The organism is Pseudoruegeria aquimaris (assembly GCF_900172235.1).
Lineage (GTDB): Bacteria > Pseudomonadota > Alphaproteobacteria > Rhodobacterales > Rhodobacteraceae > Pseudoruegeria > Pseudoruegeria aquimaris.
Window position 1 is genome coordinate 20,146 of sequence record NZ_FWFQ01000013.1, and the last position, 18,598, is coordinate 38,743.

Consider the following 18,598-nt stretch of genomic DNA (forward strand, 5'->3'; position numbering starts at 1 on the left):
CACGCCATAATACCAAAGAAAAAGGGCCGCAAACGCGGCCCTTTTTTCATGCGGGGCGCCGCCGCGCGCTCCGGAAAAGGGCAAAGCCGAAGCGCAGCCCCACTTTGTTCCGAAAATATCCCGGGGGAGCCGCGCCCGCGGGCGCGGCGGGGGCAGAGCCCCCTGCCCGCCCAGATCAGGAGGCCGAGGCCACCGCCTCGACGATTCTGTCGATCACCTGTTCCAGCAGCGCCGGGTCTTCGCTTTCGCCCATCACGCGGATCAGCGGCTCGGTGCCGGATTTCCGGATCAGCAGCCGGCCGCTGCCGTTGAGGCGGGTTTCGCCATCGGCGATGGCGCTCTGCACGGCTTCGGCCGCCAGCGGCTCGCGCCCGGCCTCGTAGCGGACGTTCTTGAGCAGCTGCGGCACGGTTTCGAAGCTTCGGGTCAGTTCCGAGGCGGCGCGGCCGGTGCGGGCCATCTCCGCGAGGAACTGCAGCCCCGCGATCAGCCCGTCCCCCGTGGTGGCGTAATCCGTCATCACGATGTGGCCGGACTGTTCACCGCCCAGGTTGAACCCGCCCGCGCGCATGGCCTCCACCACGTAGCGATCGCCCACAGGGGTGCGCTTGAGCGCGATCCCCTTGCCGGCGAGATAGCGCTCGAGCCCGAGGTTGGACATCACCGTGGCCACCAGCGTGTTGCCGGAGAGGCGGCCCTCCTCGGCCCAGCGGGCCGCCAGCAGCGCCATGATCTGGTCGCCGTCGGCGACGCGGCCCGTCTCGTCGATGATCATCACCCGGTCGGCGTCGCCGTCGAGGCAGATCCCGAGATCCGCGCCGTGCTGAACGACCGTTTCGCTCGCTGTCTGCGTGTGGGTGGAGCCGCATTTCTCGTTGATGTTGTAGCCGTTGGGCGCAACGCCCACCGGGATCACCTCGGCGCCCAGTTCCCAGAGCACGTCGGGCGCGGCCTTGTAGGCGGCGCCGTTGGCGCAATCGATCACCACCTTCAGGCCCGAGAGCCTGTCGCGCAGCGGGAAGGTCGTCTTGGCGTATTCGACGTAGCGGCCGCGGCCGTCGTCGATGCGCTTGGCACGGCCGATGTTCTCGGGCTGGGCCGGGCGGATCTCGCCCTGCAGGATGGCTTCGATCTCGGCCTCGGCCTCGTCGGAAAGCTTGAAGCCGTCGGGGCCGAAGAACTTGATGCCGTTGTCGTGGTGCGGGTTGTGGCTGGCCGAGATCATGATGCCGAGATCGGCACGCATGGAGCGCGTCAGGAAGCCCACGGCGGGCGTGGGCACCGGCCCGAGCAGCAGCACGTTCATGCCGGTTGAGGTCAGCCCCGCCGTCAGCGCATTCTCCAGCATGTAGCCCGAGAGGCGGGTGTCCTTGCCGATCACCACGCGGTGGCGGTTCTGACCGTCCCGGCGGAAATAGCGCCCTGCGGCGGCACCGAGTTTCAGCGCCATGTCGGCCGTCATCGGATAGGTGTTGGCCTTCCCGCGCACCCCGTCGGTGCCAAAAAGCTTGCGGCTCATCTGTTCTTGCCTTTCTTGCCCGTCGCTGGGCGCTACCGCGCGCCCGCCTCGTGGCCCGCCTGCCCGTGCATCACCGCACGCATCAGGTCGATGGCCTGTTTTGTCTCCTTGGTATCATGAACCCGAAGGATCTGAACACCCTGCCCCAGCGCGCCGAGCGCCACGGCAACCGAGCCGAATGCGCGATCCTCCGCCGATTCCGCCCCGGCGATGACACCGATGAAACGTTTGCGTGAGGCGCCCAGAAGGATCGGGCAGCCGAGCGCGTGGAACAGGCTGATGCGTTGCAGCAGCGCGAGGTTGTGGGCAAGCGTCTTGCCGAAGCCGATGCCGGGATCGACGCAGATCCGTTCGCGCGGGATCCCGGCCGCCTCGGCCGCCGCTACGCGTTCGGCAAGGAAATCGAAGACATCCAGCAGCACGTTGTCGTAGCGCGGATCCTTCTGCATGGTTTCGGGGTCGCCCTGCGCATGCATCAGGCAGACAGGCACCCCGGCCGCGGCGCTCACCCCCGCAAGGGCGGGATCATGGGTGAAGGCGGCCACGTCGTTCACAAGGTTCGCGCCGGCGCGCAGCGCGGCCTCGGCCACCGCGGCCTTGCGCGTGTCGATCGAGATCGGCACCGCGCTCCGCGCCCGGATCGCCGCGATCACCGGCGCCGTGCGGGCGATCTCGGCTTCGGCTTCCACCGTCGCGGCGCCCGGCCGGGTGGACTCCCCGCCCACGTCGATGATGGCCACGCCCGCCGCCTCCATCGCCTGCGCATGGGCGAGTGCGGCCTCCGGAGCGTCGAATTTCCCGCCGTCGGAGAAGCTGTCAGGCGTGACGTTGAGGATGCCCATCAGCTGCGGCGCCGCCATCGACATGCCGGCCAGCGCTGCGCGCGGGGCGGTCAGCCGGGAAAGCGCCTCGGGTGGCACGGCCTGCGCCGGCAGCACGCGCGGCGCCTCGCTGCGCGAGAGAACTTCGACATGGGTGAACCAGCACCAGCCGCCCGCGAGCGTCAGGGCGCCCTCGGGGCGGGCGGGATCGTTTTGGGGGATCGGTCGGTAGTAGCGTGTCATGGGGCGGGTATTCCCCGAGGCGGCGCGCTTTGGCAAGCCCCCTCACCACCCGTCAGAGATCGGCGAAGGCGCCGAGGCCGAGCCGGCGTTGCGGGATCGCCCCTTCCGGGGCCCGGCCGTCACCGATGAAGAGGCATTCGGCCGCCTGGATCTGCCCGGCGAGCCAATAGGCCAGCTGGTCGGCGTCGCGCGGAGAGATGCCGGGGCCGTCCACGGCGTCCAGCACGATCTTGGAGGGCGCCCAGACGCTGATTTCGCCGGTCTTGATGGCGTGGTCCAGCTCGGTGCGGGTGCCGACCACGACGCAGCGCGGATCGCGCCCGGCGAGCACCCAGGCGTTCTGCTCGATCGCCAGCAGATCGATGCGCCGCTGGGCCGCAGGGGCGGCGGCGGCGGGCGCAGGCATGTCCCCCGCCCCGACGCAGAGCACCGCCGGCAGATCGGAGGCCTCCAGCGCGTCCAGCCACTGCGTGAGCGCGGAGCTCGCCAGCACGGCATTGCCGAGATAGACGACGCGTGCCCCGGCGGCCACGGGCACGGGGGCGGGCTTCACCGGGCGCAGCGGCGGCTCTTTGCGGGCGCGCACGATCTCGACCCCGAGGGCGCCCGGCCCCCTGTCGAGCTTCTCGATCCGCACGAAGACGCGCATCGCCTGCGGCGCCAGCAGGATGCGCTCGGCCACCCGTTCGGCCAGCGTTTCCAGCAGGTTGAGCCGCTCGGCGGCCAGTTCGAAGGCGATGGCCTCGGTGAGCGTGTCGTAGGAGAGGATGCGGTCCACGTCATCGTCCACCGGCCCGGTCTGGGGCAGCAGTTCGACGACGATGTTGAAACAGATCCGCTGGGTGGTGCCGCGTTCGGACTGGAAGGCCCCGATCTCGACCTCGACCGTGTGGTCGCGCAGGCTGATCCTGTCGCGCAGTTCGGCCCCCTGCGTGGCGGCGCTGCGTTCGGCCGGATGGGCGAAGGCGAGGTGGATGTCTTTGCTCATGGCGCAATCCTCTTGCGGTCTGGCCTCGGCTCGCCGCCCCCGGCGGGGCGGCTGCGGGCCGGTGTGGCCGTGTATAGAGGATTATCCGGTGCGGTTAAGCACCAATTGCGACGGTTCAGCGTTTGGAGACGCGGATCGGCTTCCTGTAGAAGTGGTGCACCCCGATCGTGGCCGTGCGCGGGAACTTGCGCGCCCAGGAGGGGCTGACGGCCTTGGTATGATAGTGGGTGGCGCCGCCGGTCAGGGGGCGATCATGGGCCTCCATGGCCGCAAGCGCGATCTTGCCGACGTTGCTGTAGGCCTTCTTTTCGCGGATCACTTCCTCGTGCCCGTCGCAGGTGAAGGTGAACTGGCACTGGTATTTCCGCCCGGTGCCCTGGTGCACCACCTCGCAGATGGTATCAGGGTAGGATGCGGAATCCACGCGGTTCAGGATCACTTCCGCCACCGCGAACTGGCCCTTGATGCTTTCGCCACGGGCCTCGAAGTAGAGCGCCTTCGCGAGGCATTCCCATTGTTCATCGCCCTTGGCGGGCGGCTGTCCGCGCAGCCATTCGCGCGTATAGCTGATGCCGGACGTGAGGTTCTTCGGGCGCGGCTTCGGCTTGAGCGAAGTCGTCAGCTGGTTGAGGTAGGCGTCGGTCACGCCCTCCAGCGCGCTGCGCTCCTGCATCATCAGCCGGTTCAGTTGCGGGCCGACGAGAGCAATCGGATCAGAGCTGCTGCTGAGCGTTTCGCTGGCGTGCCCCGTGACACCGTAGAAAATCGTGAGCCCGGCGACCGCCAGGGCCTTTCGAAGTTGTAGGCGCATGTTTTACCCAGATCGTTCTTGTCATTCGTACCAAACACAATTCCCAGCCCCCTCCGACCAAGAACAGGAGCGGCTTAAAGGATTGATTTTGTTGAGTCGACTCCTGCTTGCCGTCCGGGTCAGGATCGGCACAAAGCTGCCAAGCGCGAAATCGCGGCGGCGGGGCGCGCCGCGGCCGCCGCCGCGAAGGCAAAATCCAACCTCAGGTCAAGTGATTGATTCGTATAAATTTAAGGGGTTTCCGCCGCGGCATCCCGAAGCGCGTATTGGGCGGCGGACAATCGCGCAACCGGCACGCGGAACGGTGAGCAGGAGACGTAGTGAAAGCCCGCGGTGCGACAAAATGCGATAGACTCGGGGTTGCCGCCATGCTCGCCGCAGATCGAAAGCGTCACCTGGGGATTCGCCGCACGCCCTCTTTCGGAACCGATGGTGAGCAGCTCCCCCACCCCTTCGGCGTCGAGAATGTGGAAGGGATCCTCCGGAAAGACCTCCTGCTGAACGTATTGGCTCATGAAGCGCCCCGCGTCGTCGCGCGACAGACCGTAGGTCATCTGCGTGAGGTCGTTGGTGCCGAAGCTCAGGAAGGAACAATGGGCTGCGATGTCGCCGGCACGCAGGGCGGCGCGCGGCGTTTCGACCATGACGCCAAGGCGGTAGGTGAAATCCACGCCCGTTTCGGTGCGCACGGCGGCGGCCACGGCATCGATGCGGGTCTTCACCAGTTCCACCTCCCGCTTGGCGCTCACCAGCGGGATCATGATCTCGGGCACCACCGGATCGCCCTTGCGGCTGGCCTCGATGGTGGCCTCGAAGATGGCGCGGGCCTGCATCTCGTAGATCTCGGGGATCGTCACCCCGAGCCGCACCCCGCGCATCCCCAGCATCGGGTTGAACTCCGATAGCGCCTCGACGCGGCGGTTCACGTCCGAGAGCGGCAGGTCGAGAGCTTCGGCCAGCTCGCGCAGCCCCTCGCGGTCGTTGGGCAGGAACTCGTGCAGCGGCGGATCGAACAGGCGGATGCAGACGGGGCGGCCCTGCATGATCTCGAACAGGGCGATGAAATCCGCGCGCTGCATCGGCAGAAGCTGGTCGAGCGCGGCCTGCCTGTCCTGGGTGTGATCGGCGAAGATCATCTCGCGCATCACGGTGAGGCGGTCGCCCTCGAAGAACATGTGCTCGGTGCGGCAAAGGCCGATGCCGTCGGCCTTGAAGCGCTCGGCGGTGCGGGCATCGGCGGGCGTGTCGGCATTGGCGCGGACCTTGATGTCGCGCACCTCGTCGGCCCAGCCCAGCAGCGTCTGGAAGGCATCGTCCAGCCCCGCCTCCACCAGCGGCGTCTCGCCCGCCAGCACCGCGCCGGAGGAGCCGTCCACCGTCACCATGTCGCCCTCGCGGACGATGCGCCCATCCGGGCAGGTGAACTGGTTGGCCTTGCGCGAGAGCGTCATGCCCGAAGCGCCCACGATGCAGGGCACGCCGAGGCCGCGGGCGATCACGGCGGCGTGGCTCGTCACCCCGCCACGTTCGGTGAGCACGGCGCTGGCGGCATGCATGCCGCGGATGTCGTCGGGCGTGGTTTCCCGGCGCACCAGCACGCAGGCCTCGCCCTGCGCGGCGCGCGCCTGGGCGGCGGCGGAGGAAAACACCACGACGCCACGGGCCGCGCCGGGGCTGGCGGCGATGCCCTCCACCAGCGTGTCGCGCGGGGCATCGGGATCGACCTGCCGGTGCAGAAGCTCGGAGAGAGAGCGCGGCTCCACCCGCATCAGCGCCTCTTCGCGGCTGATGATGCCGTCCTTGGCCAGATCCACCGCGATGCGCACCTCCGCGCGCGAGTTGCGCGGGATCCGCACCGCATCGATGATGCTCAAGGCCCCGGAGTCGATGGTGAATTCGATCTGCATCTCTTCGCGCAGGCGGGTGCGGCAGCGGGCGCCGTATTCCAGAAGCGCCGCGAACTGCTCCGGGCAGAGCTCTTCCAACGAAGGCCCGCGCGGATCGCGGGTGAGGAAGATCGCCTCCTTCTGCCCCGCCAGCGCATCGCGGCTCTGGCTCTGGCTCAGGTAGCGGCCCTTGATGAGTTTCTCGCCGGTCTTGCCGTCCACGAACTGGATCACGCCGGAGCCGCTCTCGGGCTGCCCCAGCCCCAGCGCCATCTCCTGCACCACGAGGCCAAGCCCCGCATCCGCCGGCGCGCCGCGCGCCTGCCGCAGAAGCCGCGCGGTGGTGCCCTCCCAGGCCCGCGCCATGGAGCGCAGCACCTCCGAGAGCTGCCGCGCCGGATCCTGCGGGAAGGTCTCGTCGGTTTCATCCTCGTAGTCGCTGAGTGCGCGGCGCAGGGCCGCGGCATCCGTCAGGTCCTCGGCCTCGAACATGTCCGGATCGAGCCGCGCCACGTGGATCGCGTAGGCCTGGATGAAGCGCAGGTAGAGCGCGTTGGCGGCGCGTTCGCCGATGGTCTCGGCGAGGAAGGCGTGGCGGGCATCGTTCATGCCGATGTTCAGGATCGCCCCCGGCCCGCCCCAGTCGGGATCTTCCGAACTGGGCCGCACCGAAACCAGCGGCACCTCGCCGAAGGCTGCCATCATGCGCTCGGTATCGGCCAGGTGGCCTTCGGCGATCGCGTGGACGGTGGGAAACGACAGCGCCAGCGTCTTGGGCACGGGGAGGCCGAGCCGGATCAGCCTTTGCAGACATTTGGCACGGCCGCCATGCATCTTGACTGAGATCTCGGCGGTTTCCGTGATCTCGCGATAGTCGGCAAATACGTCCTGTTTCTGCACCGCGGCGTCCCTCCTGCGTCTGCGCAGCATAACCGCGGCAGACGCAGAAACAAGTGGGCGCAACGCGGCAGCGCGCCTACGCCGCGGCCCGGCCTCAGCCCTCGATGCGGGTCAGATCGGCCACCTGTCCGCAGATCGCGCGGATGCGGTGCAGCAGGTTCAGGCGGTTGCGGCGGATGATCTCGCTCTCGGCGTTCACCTGCACGGCCTCGAAGAAGGCATCGATCGGCCCCCGCAGCGCGGCCATGGCCGCCATGGCGGCCGCGAAATCTTCGGCCTCGATGGCCGGAGAGATCGCCGCTTCCGCCGTGTCGAGCGCCGCGAAGAGGGCCTTTTCCTCGTCGTTTTCGGCGAATTTCACATCCGCGCCGAAGGAGTATTCCACGCCGTCCTTGGCCTCGGCCTGGGTGAGGATGTTGTTGGCGCGCTTGAAGCCCTGGATCAGGTTCTCGCCGTCATCGGTGGCCAGCACGTCCTGCAGCGCGCGGGCGCGCGCGACGAGCAGCGCCAGATCGTCGTTGCCCTCCATCGCGAGGCAAGCGTCGATCACGTCGTGGCGGATGCCCTGATCGCGCAGGTAGACTTTCAGGCGGTCGTGGAAGAAGGCCAGCAGATCGGCGGCATCGGCCCCCGGATAGCCCTTGGCAAAGACCTCGCCCAGGCCGGCGCGCACGCCGTTTTCCAGCACCAGCCGGATCACGCCGAGCGCGGCGCGGCGCAGGGCGAAGGGATCCTTGGAGCCCGTCGGCTTCTCATCGATGGCCCAGAAGCCGGTGAGCGTGTCGAGCTTGTCGGCCAGGGCCACGGCCACGGAAACGGCCTCCGTCGGCACGTCGTCGGACGGCCCCAGCGGCGAGTAGTGCTGCTCGCAGGCGTTGGCGACCTCCTGCGGCAGGCCGGCGGCTTCGGCGTAGTAGCGGCCCATCAACCCTTGCAGTTCGGGGAATTCATAGACCATCTCGCTGGAGAGATCCGCCTTGGCCACGCGGGCCGCCTGCTCGGCCAGATCGGGATCGGCGCCCACCAGCGGCGCGATCTCGCGCGCCAGCGCGGCGATGCGCCCGATGCGCTCGCCTTGCGTGCCCAGCTTGTTGTGGAAGGTCACGTTATCAAGCGCCTGCACCCATTGGCTCATGTCGCTTTGGGCGACGCGCAGATCGTTCTCCCAGAAGAATTTCGCATCAGACAGCCGCGCAAACAGCACCTTCTGGTTCCCGGCGAGGATGGTCTTGCCCTGGTCCTTCGTCTCGCGGTTGGCCACGGTGATGAATTTCTCGATCCGGCCCGTGGCCGGGTTCTTCACCGAGAAGAACTTCTGGTGCTCCTTCATCGAGGTCTGCAGCACCTCCGGCGGCAGGCCGAGGAAATCCTCCGCGATGTCGCCCATCAGCACCACGGGCCATTCCACCAGCCCGGCCACCTCGGTGAGCAGGCCCTTGTCCTCCACCACTTCGAGCCCCTGCGCGAAAGCCATGTTGGTGGCGTCGGCCCAGATGTGCTCGGCGCGCTCCTCGGCGTCCAGCACCACGTGCGCGCGCTTGAGCTTGGCCGCGTAGTCCTCGAAGGAAGAAACGGAAATCGCGCCCGGCGCCATGAAGCGGTGGCCTTCCGTCGTGTTCCCGGCGGTGATGCCGTCCACCTCGAAGGGCACGACGCGCGCGCCCTCTTCATCGCTCAGGATGCAGAGGATGGAGTGCAGCGGACGCACCCAGCGCAGGGAGCCGGCGCCCCAGCGCATGGACTTCGGCCAGGGGAAGTTGCGGATCACGCCTTCCAGCACCTCGGCGATGATCGCCTCGGCGGGGCGTCCGGGCTTCTCGATGGAGGCGAAATAGACCTGGCCCTTCTTGTCGTCGCGGATCTCGAGCTGCTCCATCGTGAGCCCGGTGGAGCGCAGGAAGCCCTCCAGCGCCTTTTCCGGCGCGCCCACCTTCGGCCCCTTGCGCTCTTCGCGCACGGTGGGGCTTTCGGAGAGCAGGCCCTCCACCGAGAGCGCCAGCCGGCGCGGGGTGGAGAAGGCGCCGGCGGAGGCATAGGTGAGGCCCGCACCCACGAGCCCGTCCGTCACCAGCCGCTTCAAATCGGCGGCGGCCTTTCCCTGCATGCGCGCGGGGATTTCCTCGGAGAAGAGTTCGATCAGAAGGTCGGGCATTTGCTTGTCCTAGAACGTCAGGAAGATCTGGATGACGACGGCATTCGCCAAATCAACGAAGAAGGCGCTTACCAGCGGAAGGATGATGAAGGCAACAGGGGACGGGCCGTAATTCTTGGTGACGGCCGTCATGTTGGCGATGGCGGTGGGGGTGGCGCCCAGCGCGAAGCCGCCGAAGCCGGCCGCCAGCACCGCGGCGCGGTAGCTTGCGCCCATCACCGGGAAGAGCACGAAGATCACGAAGGCCAGCGCGATCAGCGTCTGGGCGGCGAGCACGATGGCCAAAGTGCCGCCCATGCCGGCCAGCTGCCACAGCTGCAGCGACATCAGCGACATGGCCAGGAACAGGCCGAGGGCGAAATCCGAGATCAGCGCCAGCTCCGGCGTGCGGCTCACTTCCGGCGCGCGGGGCAGCAGCAGCGGGCGCAGGTTGCCCACCACGATCCCCATGATCAGGCAGGGCACGAAAACCGGCAGCTTCAGCCCTGTGGCCTCGATCGCCCCGTAGAGCGCGTAGCCCAGCAGGATCGCGATGTTGAGCGTGAGCAGCACCCGCATCAGCCCGACGTGGGTGATGTTGTGGCGCTCGGCGTCCTCGTGGGGATTGCCCACCGAGCCTTCCTCCTCGGGGTGATCCGGCGTCAGGCCCTTGCCCTCGATCAGGATCTTGGCGATCGGGCCGCCGATGAGCGCGGCGACGATGAGCCCCAGCGTGGCCATCGCGACCCCGATCTCCTCAAGCCCGGGCTGGCCGGTGCGCGCGGCGATCTCGGGCGCCCAGGCGATGGCGGTGCCATGGCCGCCGATCAGCGCGGCGGAGCCCAAGAGCACCGACATCTGCGACGGCAGGCCGAAGACGAAGGTGGCGACGAGCCCCACGATGTTCTGCACGAAGAGGAAGGCCAGCGTCAGCAGCAGCAGCAGGAACAGGGGCTTTCCGCCACGGATCAGATCCGCCATCCGCGCGTTCAGCCCGATGCCGGTGAAGAAGAGCACCAGCAGGAAATCGCGGCTGGCCATCTCGAAGCTGATCTCGATTCCGGCGAAGCGGTAGAGGGCGAAGGTGAGCAGCGCTGCGGCCAAGCCGCCGGAGACGGGCTCGGGAATGTTGAAATCGCGCAAGGGGCGCCAGGCCCGCGTCAGCTGCACGCCGAGAAGGTAGACGAAGATCCCGAAGGAGACCGCCACGAACTCGGGCACGACGAGGCTCTGTGGCTCCATCGGGCTAGTCCCTGAATTTTTCGTTGAGCTGGTGCCAGGCGAAGGCGCGGCCATCTTCGTAGACGGCGATCACCCGGTCCACCCCGTCGTGGATCTCGGCGCGCGACAGGAAGGCGAAGGCGGTGCCGTTTTCCAGATCGGCGCCGATGCGGCCGGCATCGAAGCAGGAAAACCACCCCGGCGCGACCAGCGGTTCCGGCGCGTCGTAGGTGACGAAGGTCTCCGTGAGCATGGCGACGGACATCGGCGTGGTGAAACAGGCCCGATAGCGCAGCGGCGAGGAGCTGGCGTCGATCCCCTCGAACGCCTCGACGAGCATCGGCTCGGGCGCGCCGGTGGCCAGGTTGGTGAGCGTCAGCTCTTCGCCGGCCGTCTCGGGCAGACGGTCATAGAAGCCGTAGACCTGCAGGTAATACATCACGATCCCCGCGATCAGACCCGTTGCCACGATGGCGCCTCCTGCGATTTTTCCCTTCATCCCTGCCCCTCCGCCTGTTTGCGGGCTTGCCATGACGCCCTGCCCTTACCACTCTGCGACCGGCAGCACCACCGGAGAGCGCCATGAGCGACACTTTCTTCATATCCATGTTCGGCGCCCTGTTCGCGGTGATGAACCCGTTCGTCAATCTGCCTGTATTTCTCGGGCTCACCGAGGGGCAATCCGTCGCGCAGCAGCGCGCGGCGAGCCTGCAGATCATGCTCTACACCGCCGTCATGTGCGCGGTGGTGGCGGTGGCGGGGGCGGCGATCCTGAAATTCTTCGGGATCTCGGTGGACGCCTTCCGCCTTGCCGGCGGGCTGGTGCTGGGCCAGATCGGGCTGAACATGCTCAACGGCGCCTCCAGCCATGCCCATCACGGCAGCGTGGCGGAGCAGAAGGAGCAGGCCGAGGTGGAGAGCATCGCCTTCTTCCCGATGACCTTCCCGATGCTCGTGGGCCCCGGCACGATCACGACGCTGATCCTGTTCTCCGAGAAGGCGGATTCGCTGCCCAACCTCGCCGCCTACGCCGGCGTGGTGGCCGTGGTGATCGCCATGCTGGGGCTGACCTTCTGGTTTGCGGGCAGCATCGGGCGGCACATGACGGTGACGATGCGGGTGATCATGAGCCGGATCATGGGGATGATCCTGATGGCGATCGCCGCCGGGATGATCACCGAAGGGCTGAAGGTATTGCTGCCCGGGCTGGCAGGAACAGCGTGACGAGGCCGGGGGCGCTGCCCCCGGCCCCCCGGGATATTTCCGGTCAAAAGATGAGGCGGAAGCCGCTCAAGCCGCCTGCCCGCCGGCCTCCGTCTGCACGAAGGCATCGGCGCATTTCTTCGCCAGCGCGCGGACGCGGCCGATGTAGGCCTGCCGCTCGGTGACCGAGATCACGCCGCGGGCGTCGAGCAGGTTGAAGATGTGGCTGGCCTTGATGCACTGATCGTAGGCGGGATGCGCCATGATGATGCGCTTGCCGGTCTTCGGATCCACGTGCTCCTGCGCGAGGATCGCCTCGCATTCGGCCTCGGCTTCCTCGAAATGCTTGAGCAGCACCTCGGTGTTGGCCACGTCGAAGTTGAAGCGGGAATATTCCTGCTCGGTCTGGCGGAACACGTCACCGTAGGTGAGCGGGATCGGGGCGTCGGGATCGTTGAAGGGCATGTCCATCACGTGATCCACGCCCAGCACGTACATGGCGAGACGTTCGAGCCCGTAGGTCAGCTCGCCGGAGACCGGTTTGCAGTCATGGCCGCCGACCTGCTGGAAGTAGGTGAACTGGCTCACCTCCATGCCGTCGCACCAGACTTCCCAGCCCAGCCCCCAGGCGCCCAGCGTGGGGCTTTCCCAATCGTCCTCGACGAAGCGGATGTCGTGCATCTCCATGTCGATGCCGATAGCCTCGAGCGAGCCGAGATAGAGCGCCTGCAGATCCGGCGGGCTGGGTTTGATCAGCACCTGGTACTGGTAGTAGTGCTGCAGCCGGTTCGGGTTCTCGCCGTAGCGCCCGTCGGTCGGGCGGCGGGAGGGCTGCACGTAGGCTGCGGCCCAGGCATTGCTGCCCAGCGCGCGCAGGGTGGTGGCCGGGTGGAAGGTGCCCGCGCCGACTTCCATGTCGTAGGGTTGCAGCACGGCGCAGCCCTTGCTGGCCCAGTAGTTCTGCAGCCGCAGGATGATCTCCTGGAAGCTGCGCGGCGCGGATTGCTCTGACATGCCGTTCCTCATCGAAAAAAGCGCGTTCTCCTTAGGGCCTCGCCCGGCGGGCGTCAACTCGCCGGGGGCGGCGGATTGGCCGCGAGCCAGGCCCGCGCCGCGGCGCAGGTCTCGGCGACGGCCGGCGAAAGCGGCAGCGCGCCGGCCTCGACCTCCGACAACGGCACCCAGCGCGCATCCAGCGCATCGTCCGCCGCCACGGGCACCCCGGCCTCCCCGCGGCAGATCACCCCTGCAAGGTAGAAGTGGAAGCCCGGCGAGATCGCATCGGCATGGCCCAGCACGTGGCAGGCGGTGGCGGTGAGGCCGGTTTCCTCGCGCAACTCCCGTTCGGCGGCCTGAAAGACGGTTTCACCATATTCCACGCGCCCGCCGGGAAAGCCCCAGAGCCCGGCGTCGGGCGGGTTGCGGCGCTGCACCAGAAGCGCGTGGTCTTCGGTGAGCAGGATGGCGAGCACCGCGAGTTCAGGGCGCCGCGGCATGGAAACCCTCCGCCAGAAGCGTCGCGCCGATCTTGCGCACCTCCTCGACGAGCAGATGCAGATCGCCGTCGCGGGTGCGGTGGTTGGTGATGTTGACGCGCAGGGCGAGCCGGCCGTGAATCCGGGTCGTGGAGAGCACCGCGAGCCCGCTTTCCTGCAGGCGCACCGAGATCTCGGCGTTAACCGCATCGTGCGCGGCCTCCGACCCGCCGGTGAAACGGAAGCAGAGGATGTTGAGCGACACCGGGCAGAGCGGCTCCAGATCCGGGGCCTGCGCAACGAGTTCGGCCAGCAGCCGCGCCTGGCGGCAGTTGTTCTCGATCACCGCGCCGAGCGCGTCCGCCCCGTGCTCCAGCAAATGGGCATAGACTTTCAGCGCCCGGTAGCTGCGCGAAAGCTCCGGCCCGTAGTCCACCGGCCAGAAATCGCCGGCGGCCAGCCCGCGCGTGGCGGGGGCGAGGTAGTCGGGGCGCTCGGAGAAGGCATCGAGCTGGGCCTGCCGATCGCGCACGAGGACGCAGCCCGCGTCATAGGTGACCTGGAGCCACTTGTGGAAATCGAAGGCAAGCGAATCCGCGCGTTCCATGCCCGCGAGCAGCGGCGCCAGCGCCGGGCTGAGGCGGGCGGTGGCACCGAAGGCGCCGTCCACGTGGAACCACAGCCCCTCGCTCGCGGCGATGGCGGCCAGATCCGCCAGCGGATCTATCGCGCCCGTGTTCACCGCACCGGCGGTGCCCACCACGAGAAAGGGGGTGAAGCCCTCCGCCCTGTCCTGCGCGATGGCGGCTTCGAGCGCGGCCGTATCCATGCGGAAATCGCCGTCCACCGGCGCGCGGCGCAGGGCTTCGCTTCCGAGCCCGAGCATGTCGAAGGCGCGCGCCACGCAGGAATGCGCCTGCGCCGCGCAGTAGCCGGTGAGGCGCGCCGCCCCCACCCCTTCCTGCCGGGTCTGCGTGCCGAGCGCCCGCCCGCGGGCCGCCTTCAGCGCGATGATCGTGGCCATGGAGGTGCCGGACACGATGAGCCCGCCGCTGTCGGGCGGGAACCCCATCAGCTCGGCGCACCAGCGCACCACGGCCCGCTCCACGTGGACGCCGCCGTGATCGCGCCCGCCGAGGTTGGCGTTGATGGCGCTGGCGGCGATCTCGGGCAGCAGGTTGCCGGGGCTGCCGGCGCCATGCACCCAGCCCCAGAAGCGCGGATGGGTGTTGCCCACGCCGTAGGGCATCAGCGCGCGCAGGCGCTCCGCCGCGCCGGCCGGGCCGAGGCCCGCACGGGGGACCGGGGCGGCAAGCGCGTCTTTCAGCGGATCGGGCAGCGGCGTCCAGACGCGGCCCTCCTCGGCGCCCGCCATCTTGTCGAGCGCGGCGTCCAGCATCCTGTGCGCCTCCTGTCGGAACGCGGTCCAATCCGCCGGGTCCAGCCTGCCCTTCGCCATCGTGCCTCCCTTTCGCGGGCGGATGGCCATGGGACCGCCTGCCCGGGCATCGTTACGGTGCAACACTGCGCCGGTCAATCGGGCTGCCGGCCAAACCACACGTGCAAAGTGGATCGGGGTTGGCTAGCATCCGGGGGAGAGCCGAGAGACCGGCTGAATTTGAAAAGATCCCTGATGAAGAAAACCCTTTCCGCCTCCGCCCTTTTCCTTGCCACATGCCTGCCGATGAGCGCGCTGGCCCAATCCACCTACTGGTTGCAGGTCGAGGCCCAGCCCTCCCTGCGCGAGGGGCAGGAACGCGCCCGCGCCTACGCCGGAGCCTTCGACGACGTGAACGGTTTCGCGCTGAGTTCGGGCTGGTATGCCATCTCGCTCGGCCCCTACAGCCGCGAGGATGCCGAGCGCCTGCGCCGCGAACTGCGGTTTGAAAACCTGATCCCGCGCGATGCCTACATCGTGGACGGCAGCCGCTTCCGCCAGCAGTTCTGGCCTGTGGGAGCGAGCAGCCGCACCGCCGCTCCGGTGCCGCTTGAGCCCCAGTCCGGCGAAGGCAGCACGATCGTTCTGAATCTTCCCGAGGCAGGCGAAGGCGCGGAAACGGCCGAAACCGCCATCGAGGCCCCCGCCTTCGTGCCCGACGAAACCCCGGCACAGGCCCGGCGCAGCGAGGCGCGTCTGAGCCGCGCCGAGAAACGCGAGTTGCAGACGGCGCTCCAGTGGGAAGGCCACTACAAGGCCGCCATCGACGGCTCCTTCGGGGCCGGCACCCGCCGCGCGATGGAGGCCTACCAGATCGCCGAGGGCCTGCCCCCCACCGGGGTGCTGACCACGGCGCAGCGCGAGAAGCTGCTGTCGGACTACCGGCGCGAGGTGGCGGAACTGGGCCTGACCCGCGTGCTGGACGATACCGCCCTGATCGAGATCGACCTGCCGCTGGGCATGGTCGAACTGGATCGCTACGAGGCGCCCTTCGCCCATTACAACGCCAAGGATCCCGACAGCCCCGTGCGGGCCCTGCTGATATCGGAGCCCGGCACCCCCGACACCCTGGCCGGCCTCTACGACGTGATGCAGACGCTCGACATCGTGCCGCTTTCCGGCGAGCGCAAACTCGGCCGCAACAGCTTCACCATCGAGGGCGAAGGCTCCGAGATCCGCTCCTACACCTACGTGCGCCACGAGGACGGCGTGCTGAAGGGCTTCACGCTGGTGTGGCCCACCGGCGACGACAACCGCTTCGAGCGCGTGCGCGAGGCGATGCGGGCCAGCTTCACCCCCTTCGGCAACCGCGCCATGCCCCAGAGCCTCGGCGCGCGCCGCGAGGATCAGGCGGTGGACCTGCTGGCCGGGCTCGAGATCCGCAAGCCCACCCGCTCGCGCTCGGGCTTCTACATCAACGTCGCGGGCACAGTGCTCACCACGGCCGAGGCGGTGCGGGGATGTGACCAGGTGACGCTGGATGAAAGCACCCTCGCCCAGGTCGCCCTCGAAGACGAGGAACTGGGCATCGCCGTGCTGACCCCGCAGGACGAACTCGCCCCGATCGCCTACGCCGATTTCAGCACCCTGCCACCGCAGCTGCGCTCCGAGGTGGCCGTGGCCGGCTACTCCTACGAGGGCCTTCTGGGCGCCCCCACCCTCACCTACGGCACGCTGGACGATCTGCGCGGCCTGCAGGGCGAAGAAACCCGCCAACGCCTCGCGCTGGCCGCCCTGCCCGGCGACATCGGCGGCCCGGTCTTCGATTCCGGCGGCGCCGTCGTCGGCCTTCTGCTGCCCCAGCCCGAAGCGGGCGGGCGCAAGCTTCCGGCGGATGTCTCCTTCGCGGTGCCCGCCGAGGCCATCGCCAAGGCGCTCGCCGCGCGCGGCCTGCGCCTGCACGACGCCGAAGGGGTGGACGGGCGGATGCACCCGGAGGATCTGTCGGGCCTCGCGGCCGACATGACGGTGCTCGTCTCCTGCTGGAACTGACGCGAGGAACTGACGCGCGCGCAGCCGGGAAACCGGTGGCGCGCCGCGCTCAGGCGCGCCAGAAATTGGCGGTGAAGATCGCGTAGACGACCATCAGCTCCAGCCGTCCGATCCACATCGCGAAGGCAAGGAGCCATTTGGCCGTCGTGTTCAGCGTGGCGAAGTTGCCCGCCGGGCCGATCTCGGCGCCAAGGCCGGGGCCGACGTTGGCCAGCGCCGTGGCCGCGCCCGAGACGGAGGTGATGAAGGAAAGCCCCGTCATCCCCAGCAGCACGGAAAACACCCCGAGCGAGACGAAGAACAGCATGAAGAACGCCATCACCGAGCCCAGCACGTCCGGCGCCACCGGCTGCCCGTCGTAGCGCGGCGTGAACACGCCGTTGGGCGAATGGATGCGCTGGATCTGCGTCTTGATCGCGGAAAACAGGATCTGGTAGCGGAACACCTTCACCGAGCAGGCGGTGGAGCCGGCGCAGCCGCCGATCAGGCCGATGAAGAAGAACATCACCACCGGGAAGGTGCCCCAGAGCATGTAGTTGTCGGAGGCGTAGCCGGTGCCGGAGATGATCGAAACCACGTTGAAGATCACCTCCCGCATCACCGGCTCGGAAATCTCGCCCTCGTGCCCCCAGCGCCAGAGCGACAGCACCACGAACAGTCCGAAGATCAGGGCCAGGAAGGTGCGGATCTGGCTGTCCCGGAAGAACGGGCGGTGAGCGCCGCCGAGCATCTGCACGTAGCGCACGAAGGGCAGCGCCGCGACGATCATGAAGAAGGTGGAGGCAAACTCAGCGTTCGGGTTGAACGCCCCGAAGGATGCATCGTAGTTGGCGAACCCGCCGGTGGAGATCGTCGTCATCGCGTGGCAGACGGCATCGAACGGACTCATCCCGAACCAGAGGTAGACCAGCGCGCAGAGCACGGTCAGCCCGACGTAGATCACCGAGATGGAAGAGGCGATCTCGGTGGCGCGGGGCAGGATTTTACCCATCGTGTCGAAGGCTTCGGAGCGGAACATCTGCATACCGCCGATGCGCAGCTCGGGCAGGAAGACCATCGCCATGACGATCACGCCGATGCCGCCGATCCATTGCAGCAGCGCCCGCCACAGCAGCAACCCCCGCGGCAGCACGTCCAGCCCCGAGAACACGGTGGAGCCGGTCGTCGTCAGCCCCGACATCGCCTCGAAGAAGCCGTCCACCGCCGAGGCGTTGGTCTCGCCCAGCATGAAGGGGATCGCGCCGAAGATCGGCAGCGCCAGCCAGACCCCGGACGACAGCAGGAACGTCTGCTGCAGCGACAGCCTGTCGCCCACGCCGTTGGCGCAGGCAAGCGCCACCAGCCCGCCCACCGAACAGGTGATCAGGGCGCTTTCGAAGAAGATCGTCCAGTGATCGTTGCCGTCGAGCAGGTCGATGGCCATGGGCAACAGCATCACCACCCCGAGGGCAGCAACGAGCATACCGATGACATAACCGACGGGGCGAATATCGAACATGAGCGCAGGCTTGGACAGCCCCGCGCCGGGTGTCAAGCGGAGTCGCGCCGCCCGCGCGCGGGTTTCACGCCACCCGTGTCAACCGCAATACATCGCCGCCGCGCGGGGCGGCCGGCGCCGCAATCTTCTGCCGCAGGGGCAGGAAATCCGCCGCCGACGGCTCGACATCCAGTCCCGCGCCCCTTTAGAACCGAGGGGTGTTTGCCGAGTGTCACGTGGGCGAGTTTCTTTTCGTTGAGGCAAGTGGAGTACCCCGATGGATCGCGCTTTCCGCGCCCGGCAGCAGTGGCAGGCGGAATTTCCCGATGCCGCCTTCGGCCCGATGGAGATTTTCGACCGGCTCAATGAAGCCGTTCTGGTGTTTCGCCGTGATTGGCTCGAACCCCTGCTCGCGCGCCACGGGCTGCAACCGGGAGAGTTCGACGTTCTGGCCGCGCTGCTGCGCTCCGGCGCGCCCTACGCGTAGACGCCG

At 68.1% G+C, this 18,598-nt stretch carries 15 protein-coding genes; 3 read left to right on the plus strand and 12 right to left on the minus strand.

All coding sequences use genetic code 11. The annotated features are described in order from the left end of the window. Positions 1 to 175: 175 nt before the first annotated feature. The 8 genes from glmM to PSA7680_RS10200 all read right to left on the minus strand — a co-directional run bounded on the left by glmM (position 176) and on the right by PSA7680_RS10200 (position 10,989). The gene (glmM, locus tag PSA7680_RS10165; protein WP_085868605.1) at positions 176 to 1,519 is read right to left on the minus strand and encodes a phosphoglucosamine mutase; all 1,344 of its coding nucleotides are present in this window, start codon (positions 1,517 to 1,519) and stop codon (positions 176 to 178) included. 32 nt (positions 1,520 to 1,551) lie between these two features. Beyond that, positions 1,552 to 2,583 (minus strand): dihydropteroate synthase, encoded by a 1,032-nt coding sequence (folP, locus tag PSA7680_RS10170; RefSeq protein ID WP_085868606.1) that lies wholly within the window; start codon positions 2,581 to 2,583, stop codon positions 1,552 to 1,554. Positions 2,584 to 2,635: 52 nt separating this feature from the next. Further along, the gene (locus tag PSA7680_RS10175) at positions 2,636 to 3,571 is read right to left on the minus strand and encodes a dihydroneopterin aldolase (RefSeq protein ID WP_085868607.1); all 936 of its coding nucleotides are present in this window, start codon (positions 3,569 to 3,571) and stop codon (positions 2,636 to 2,638) included. A gap of 115 nt (positions 3,572 to 3,686) precedes the next feature. Beyond that, on the minus strand, positions 3,687 to 4,382 hold the full coding sequence (locus tag PSA7680_RS10180; protein WP_085868608.1) for a cell wall hydrolase: 696 nt from the start codon (positions 4,380 to 4,382) through the stop codon (positions 3,687 to 3,689). A 230-nt stretch (positions 4,383 to 4,612) separates the two neighbouring features. Then, positions 4,613 to 7,198, minus strand: a complete 2,586-nt coding sequence (gene ppdK / locus PSA7680_RS10185) for a pyruvate, phosphate dikinase (RefSeq protein WP_139838613.1) — start codon at positions 7,196 to 7,198, stop codon at positions 4,613 to 4,615. A 64-nt stretch (positions 7,199 to 7,262) separates the two neighbouring features. Next, the gene (glyS, locus tag PSA7680_RS10190) at positions 7,263 to 9,320 is read right to left on the minus strand and encodes a glycine--tRNA ligase subunit beta (protein WP_085868610.1); all 2,058 of its coding nucleotides are present in this window, start codon (positions 9,318 to 9,320) and stop codon (positions 7,263 to 7,265) included. Positions 9,321 to 9,329: 9 nt separating this feature from the next. After that, complete coding sequence (gene gltS / locus PSA7680_RS10195; RefSeq protein ID WP_085868611.1) at positions 9,330 to 10,541, minus strand: sodium/glutamate symporter; 1,212 nt, start codon at positions 10,539 to 10,541, stop codon at positions 9,330 to 9,332. A 4-nt stretch (positions 10,542 to 10,545) separates the two neighbouring features. Further along, on the minus strand, positions 10,546 to 10,989 hold the full coding sequence (locus tag PSA7680_RS10200; RefSeq protein WP_306372454.1) for a DUF6446 family protein: 444 nt from the start codon (positions 10,987 to 10,989) through the stop codon (positions 10,546 to 10,548). 113 nt (positions 10,990 to 11,102) lie between these two features. Between PSA7680_RS10200 and PSA7680_RS10205 the strand changes: the two genes are divergently transcribed. Then, positions 11,103 to 11,744 carry a MarC family protein gene (locus PSA7680_RS10205; protein WP_085868613.1) on the plus strand — a complete coding sequence of 214 codons (642 nt, stop codon included), beginning with the start codon at positions 11,103 to 11,105 and terminating at the stop codon, positions 11,742 to 11,744. A gap of 66 nt (positions 11,745 to 11,810) precedes the next feature. Here PSA7680_RS10205 and PSA7680_RS10210 read toward each other — a convergent pair whose 3' ends face one another. From PSA7680_RS10210 to PSA7680_RS10220, 3 genes are read right to left on the minus strand one after another with little or no spacing between them, the layout of a single operon-like run. After that, on the minus strand, positions 11,811 to 12,737 hold the full coding sequence (locus tag PSA7680_RS10210) for a glycine--tRNA ligase subunit alpha (RefSeq protein ID WP_085868614.1): 927 nt from the start codon (positions 12,735 to 12,737) through the stop codon (positions 11,811 to 11,813). A 53-nt stretch (positions 12,738 to 12,790) separates the two neighbouring features. After that, the gene (locus PSA7680_RS10215) at positions 12,791 to 13,219 is read right to left on the minus strand and encodes an NUDIX hydrolase (protein WP_085868615.1); all 429 of its coding nucleotides are present in this window, start codon (positions 13,217 to 13,219) and stop codon (positions 12,791 to 12,793) included. Beyond that, positions 13,203 to 14,657 (minus strand): pyridoxal phosphate-dependent decarboxylase family protein, encoded by a 1,455-nt coding sequence (locus PSA7680_RS10220; RefSeq protein WP_085868616.1) that lies wholly within the window; start codon positions 14,655 to 14,657, stop codon positions 13,203 to 13,205. Before PSA7680_RS10220 ends, PSA7680_RS10215 begins: the two co-directional genes overlap by 17 nt. A gap of 174 nt (positions 14,658 to 14,831) precedes the next feature. On the opposite strand from PSA7680_RS10220, the gene PSA7680_RS10225 reads away from it, so the two are divergent. Continuing rightward, complete coding sequence (locus PSA7680_RS10225; protein ID WP_085868617.1) at positions 14,832 to 16,628, plus strand: trypsin-like peptidase domain-containing protein; 1,797 nt, start codon at positions 14,832 to 14,834, stop codon at positions 16,626 to 16,628. Between the two features lie 49 nt (positions 16,629 to 16,677). On the opposite strand, the gene PSA7680_RS10230 is transcribed toward PSA7680_RS10225, so the two are convergent. Continuing rightward, a complete protein-coding gene (locus tag PSA7680_RS10230) occupies positions 16,678 to 18,126 on the minus strand; it encodes a TrkH family potassium uptake protein (protein WP_085868683.1) in 1,449 nt (482 codons plus the stop codon). A gap of 256 nt (positions 18,127 to 18,382) precedes the next feature. Here PSA7680_RS10230 and PSA7680_RS18835 point away from each other — a divergent pair, with 256 nt between their 5' ends. After that, a complete protein-coding gene (locus PSA7680_RS18835) occupies positions 18,383 to 18,592 on the plus strand; it encodes a hypothetical protein (RefSeq protein ID WP_217808333.1) in 210 nt (69 codons plus the stop codon). Positions 18,593 to 18,598: the final 6 nt, after the last annotated feature.